Annotated in this window: 5 protein-coding genes; all 5 read left to right on the top strand. The window is 63.1% G+C overall.

What is annotated here, in order from left to right; all coding sequences use genetic code 11:
• Positions 1–400: substrate-binding domain-containing protein (locus RMO18_RS10845; protein WP_309665870.1), on the top strand; the 400-nt coding region annotated here is incomplete at its 5' end.
• Positions 401–470: 70 nt separating this feature from the next.
• Positions 471–2,000 carry a multiple monosaccharide ABC transporter ATP-binding protein gene (gene mmsA, locus RMO18_RS10840; RefSeq protein WP_309665869.1) on the top strand — a complete coding sequence of 510 codons (1,530 nt, stop codon included), beginning with the start codon at positions 471–473 and terminating at the stop codon, positions 1,998–2,000.
• Positions 2,000–3,202, top strand: a complete 1,203-nt coding sequence (gene mmsB / locus RMO18_RS10835) for a multiple monosaccharide ABC transporter permease (RefSeq protein ID WP_309665868.1) — start codon at positions 2,000–2,002, stop codon at positions 3,200–3,202. The genes mmsA and mmsB overlap by 1 nt, the downstream gene beginning before the upstream one ends.
• A gap of 8 nt (positions 3,203–3,210) precedes the next feature.
• Positions 3,211–4,200 carry an AraD1 family protein gene (araD1, locus tag RMO18_RS10830; protein ID WP_309665866.1) on the top strand — a complete coding sequence of 330 codons (990 nt, stop codon included), beginning with the start codon at positions 3,211–3,213 and terminating at the stop codon, positions 4,198–4,200.
• 7 nt (positions 4,201–4,207) lie between these two features.
• Positions 4,208–5,490 (top strand): dihydroxy-acid dehydratase (locus tag RMO18_RS10825; protein ID WP_309665865.1); only part of this gene is annotated, 1,283 nt, incomplete at its 3' end.

Here is a 5,490-nt window from a genome sequence, read left to right as displayed (position 1 = left end):
CAACTACGGCGACAAGCAGCTGCATGGCGCGCTGTCACCCTATGACGGGCTGTCGATCGGCATCCTGTCCTCGGTCAAGGGCGTCGGCTACGGCTCTGGCGATCTGAAGATGCCGATCGTCACCGGTCAGGATTGCGAAATCCCCTCGATCAAGTCGATTATCGCGGGGGAACAGTATTCCTCGATCTTCAAGGATACCCGTAACCTCGCGGGCGTCACCGTGAAGATGGTGGACGCCATCCTGTCGGGCGCAGAGCCTGAAATCAACGACACCGCCACCTACGACAACGGCGTCAAGGTCGTGCCGTCCTACTTGCTGGCCTCGCAGCCGGTCGATGCTACGAACTACGAAGAAATCCTCGTCGGTTCGGGCTACTATACCGCTGATCAGCTGAAGTAAGCGGAACAGCCTCATGCCCGCCAGCCCCGCACTCCCCGGGGATCGGCGGGCATGTGCCTATGGGGGGAAGATGGCAACGCTTCTGGAAATGCGCGGGATCAGCAAGGTCTTTCCCGGCGTGCGCGCGCTTGATCACGTGAACCTGACCGTCGAGGCAGGCGAGATTCATGCGATCTGCGGCGAAAACGGCGCGGGCAAATCCACCCTGATGAAGGTGCTGTCGGGCATCTACCCGCACGGCACTTATGAAGGCGAGATGTTCTACGACGGTGCGCCGCTGACGCTTCGCACCATCCGCGACAGTGAACGCAAGGGCATCATCATCATCCATCAGGAACTGGCGCTGGTGCCACTGCTGTCCATTGCCGAAAACCTGTTTCTCGGCAACGAAGTGGCGCGCAACGGCGTGATCAACTGGCCCGCGACGTTTCAGAAAACCGAACAGCTCTTGGCCAAGGTCGGCCTGACCGATGCGCCGACCACACGGGTTGAAAAGCTGGGCGTCGGCAAGCAGCAACTGATCGAGATTGCCAAGGCGCTGGCCAAGGACGTGCGCCTGCTGATCCTTGATGAACCGACCGCCGCCTTGCAGGAAAACGACAGCGCAAAACTGCTGGACCTGATGCTGGAACTGAAGGCGCAGGGCGTCACCCAGATCATCATCAGCCACAAGCTGAACGAGATCGGTCGCGTCGCCGACCGGATCACCGTGCTGCGCGACGGGGCAACCGTCTCCACCATCAACCGCGCCGCTATCAGCGAGGACCGCATCATCCGCGACATGGTGGGCCGCGACATGGCGCACCGCTATCCCGACCGCACCCCGAACCCCGGCGAAGTATTGATGGAGGTGACGGGCTGGAACGTCTGGCACCCCGATCAGGCTGGCCGCCAGATGATCCGCGACGTCTCCTTCACCGTCGCCAAGGGCGAGATCGTCGGCGTCGCCGGCCTGATGGGCACCGGCCGCACCGAACTGGCGATGAGCCTCTTCGGCCATTCCTACGGGCGGTTCATCACCGGCGAGGTCAGCATAGGCGGCCAGCCCGTCGATACCTCGACCGTCAGCAAGGCCATCGCGGCGGGCCTGTCCTACGTGACCGAAGACCGCAAGGCACTTGGCCTGATCCTCGAAGAGCCGATCCTGCGCAACATCACCCTGGCCAACCTGCCCGGAGTGTCGCAAAACGGCATCCTCGACAAGCGCCGCGAAACCCAGGTGGCCGAGACATATCGCAAGGCCATGGCGATCCGCACCCCCGGCGTGTTCCAGAAAACCGTCAACCTGTCGGGCGGCAACCAGCAGAAGGTTGTCCTTTCCAAATGGTTGTTCACAAACCCGCAAATCCTGATCCTCGATGAACCCACGCGCGGCATCGACGTGGGCGCAAAGTTCGAGATTTACAGCATCATGAACCAGCTTGCCGATCAGGGTCAGGGGATTGTGATGATCAGTTCGGAAATGCCCGAACTCCTCGGCATGTGCGACCGCATCTATGTGATGAGCCAGGGCCGGATGATGGGCGAACTGACCCGGGCCGAAGCCAGCCAGGAAAAGATCATGGCGATGATCCTGAAATCGAACGGAAAGGCCGCGTGATGGCAGACAACACCGGTATCAAGGCGCTGCTCGGTGGGCACCTGCGCGAAAACGGCATGCTGCTGGCGCTGGTCGCCATCGTGTTCTTCTTCACCGTCGTGGTGCGCTATATGCTCGACGTGGATTTCCTGTCGGCGCAGAACATCACCAATCTGTTCCTGCAGAACTCCTACGTGATCATCATGGCGCTGGGGATGCTCCTCGTCATCGTGGCGGGCCACATCGACCTTTCCATCGGCTCGGTCGTCGGCTTCACCGGGGCCGTTGCCGCCGTGCTGACGGTCGATCTCGACTGGCCGGTCATCGCCGTGATCCCCGCCTGCCTGCTTGTGGGCGGGCTGATCGGCGCGGCGCAGGGCTACTGGATCGCCTATTGGCGCATCCCCTCCTTCATCGTCACCCTTGCGGGCATGCTGGTGTTCCGCGGCTCCACCCTCTGGCTTCTGGGCGGTCAGAACATCGGCCCGTTCCCGAAAACCTTTCAGTCGCTGTCCACCGGCTTTATCCCCGATATCTTTGGCAGCTGGGACGAAACCCTTGTCGGCCTTGAACGCCTGAACAGCACCGCGATCCTCCTCGTGACCCTGGCCGCCATCGCCGTCATCTGGTTTGGCTGGCGCGCCCGCAACCGCGACGCGGCCTTCGGGATGACGCCGGAACCCATGGCGCTCTTCGTCGCGCGCAACATCGTGCTTGCCGCCGCGCTGATCTTTGTCGGCTACAAGCTGGCGCAGTTCCGCGGGCTGCCTAATGTGGTTCTGGTGCTGACGGTGCTGACCGTTCTTTACGCCTTCTTCACCGAGAACACGACCACAGGCCGGCGCATCTACGCGCTTGGCGGCAACGAAAAGGCCGCCAAACTGTCAGGCATCCGCACCAACCGCCTCGTCTTCTTCTGCTTCGTCAACATGGGCGTGCTGGCCGCACTCGCCGGGATGATCGTCGCCGCCCGGCTCAACTCCTCCACCCCAAAGGCCGGTGTGGGGTTCGAGCTGGACGTGATCGCCGCCGTCTTTATCGGCGGGGCGTCGATGACCGGCGGCTCGGGCAAGATCCTTGGCGTCGTCGTCGGCGCGCTGATCATGGGGGTGATGAACAACGGCATGTCGATCCTTGGCATCGGCATCGATTATCAGCAGGTGATCAAGGGTCTGGTGCTGCTCGCCGCCGTGATCTTCGACGTCTACAACAAGAACAAATGAGGCCACCGATGCTGCTCTCCCAGATGATCCGCCCCGATCGCACCCTCGCCGTGGTCCTGCGCGAGGGGTCCGAGGCGGCGGTGGTCAAGGGTGCCGCCAGCACCTACGCCCTTGCGCTTGAGGCGGCGACCACGAACCGCAGCCTTGCCGCCGTCATCGCCGGATATGGCCTTGCTGAAGCGGTTGACCTTGCAGCCCTTGCGGCTGACAACCGCCTTGCCCTGCCGATCACCCACCCTGACCCCGCCCACCTGCACCTCACTGGCACTGGCCTGACCCACCTCGGCTCCGCTGCCGCCCGCGATGCGATGCACACCACCCTGCAGGCCGAAACCCTGTCTGACAGCATGAAGATGTTCCGCATGGGGCTGGAAGGCGGCCGCCCGCCGCAAGGCCAGATCGGCGTACAGCCGGAATGGTTCTACAAGGGCAACGGCACCACCGCCATAGCCCCCGGCGCGCCCCTCACCGCCCCCGGCTTTGCCGAAGATGGCGGCGAAGAAGCCGAGATCGCCGGCATCTACATCATCGCCCCCGACGGCGCCCCCTGCCGCGTCGGCTGGGCCTTGGCCAACGAATTCTCCGACCATGTGACCGAACGGGTGAACTACCTGTTCCTCGCCCATTCCAAACTGCGCGAAGCCTCCTTCGGCCCCGAAATCCTTGTCGGCGATCTGCCCGCAGATATTCGCGGCACCAGCCGCATCCGCCGCGCCGGCAAGGTGATCTGGGAAAAGCCGTTCCTGTCGGGCGAGGCGAACATGTCGCACAGCTATGCCAACCTCGAACACCACCACTTCAAATACCAGATCTTCCGCCAGCCCGGCGATCTGCACGTCCATATGTTCGGCACTGCTACCCTGTCGTTTGCCGATGTCATCCGATGCGCCCCCGGTGATAGATTCGAGATCGAAGCAGCCCCCTTCGGTCTGCCGCTGATCAACCCGCTTGCCTTCGCGCCAAAACCTGCGGCGCCCACGACAATCAAAGCCCTGTGAGGAAAGAATGACCTTCAAACCCGCCAAATGGCCCCGCAAACTGCGTTCGCAGGAATGGTTCGGCGGTACCTCGAAGGACGCGATCTATCATCGCGGCTGGATGAAGAATCAGGGCCTGCCCGCCGACCTGTTCGATGGCCGCCCGGTGATCGGCATTCTCAACACTTTCTCCGAGCTTAATCCCTGCAACGCCCACCTGAACGACCTTGCCGAACGGGTGAAGCACGGCGTCTACGAGGCAGGCGGCTTTCCCGTCATCGTGCCCGTGTTCTCCGTCTCCGAATCCGGCTTCCGCCCCACCGCGATGATGTTTCGCAACATCGCCGCCATGGCGGTCGAGGAAACCATCCGTGGCCAGCAGATGGACGGCTGCGTCCTCCTCGTCGGCTGCGACAAGACCACCCCGTCGCTCTTGATGGGTGCGGCCTCGGTCGACCTGCCGTCGATCTGCGTCACCGGCGGCCCCATGCTGAACGGCCATTTCCGCGGCGAACGCGTCGGCTCCGGCACCCACCTGTGGAAGTTTTCCGAAGCCGTCAAGGCAGGCGAGATGACGGCGGAAGAATTCGTCGAGGCGGAGGCCTCCATGTCCCGCTCCCCCGGTTCGTGCAACACCATGGGCACCGCCTCCACCATGGCATCGATGGCCGAAGCGCTTGGCATGGCGATGTCCGGCAACGCCGCGATCCCCGCCGTCGACTCACGCCGCCGCGTGATGGCGCAACTGACCGGCCGGCGCATCGTGCAGATGGTCAAGGACGACCTCAAACCCTCCGACATCATGACCCGCGCCGCCTTTGAAAACGCCATCCGCACCAATGCCGCCATTGGTGGGTCGACCAACGCCGTGATCCACCTTCTGGCGATGGCGGGCCGTGTCGGCATCGACCTCACGCTTGACGATTGGGACAAGCTTGGCCGCGACGTGCCCACCATCGTCAACCTGATGCCGTCAGGCAAATACCTGATGGAGGAGTTTTTCTACGCGGGCGGCCTGCCCGTTGTAATCAAACGTCTCGGCGAGGCTGGCCTTTTGAACAAGGACGCGATCACCGTTTCCGGCAATTCGATGTGGGACGAGGTGAAAGACGTCCGCAACTGGAACGAGGATGTGATCCTGCCCACCGACAAGGCGCTGACCCAGTCGGGCGGCATCGTCGTGGTCAAGGGCAACCTTGCGCCTGACGGCGCGGTGCTGAAACCCTCCGCTGCCACCCCGGCGCTGATGCAGCACAAGGGCCGGGCCGTGGTCTTCGAGGATATCGACGACTACAAGGCCCGCATCGACCG

This window comes from Tabrizicola sp. (genome assembly GCF_031377265.1).
Lineage (GTDB): Bacteria > Pseudomonadota > Alphaproteobacteria > Rhodobacterales > Rhodobacteraceae > JAUYQR01.
This window is presented reverse-complemented; position numbering and strand designations above follow the sequence as displayed.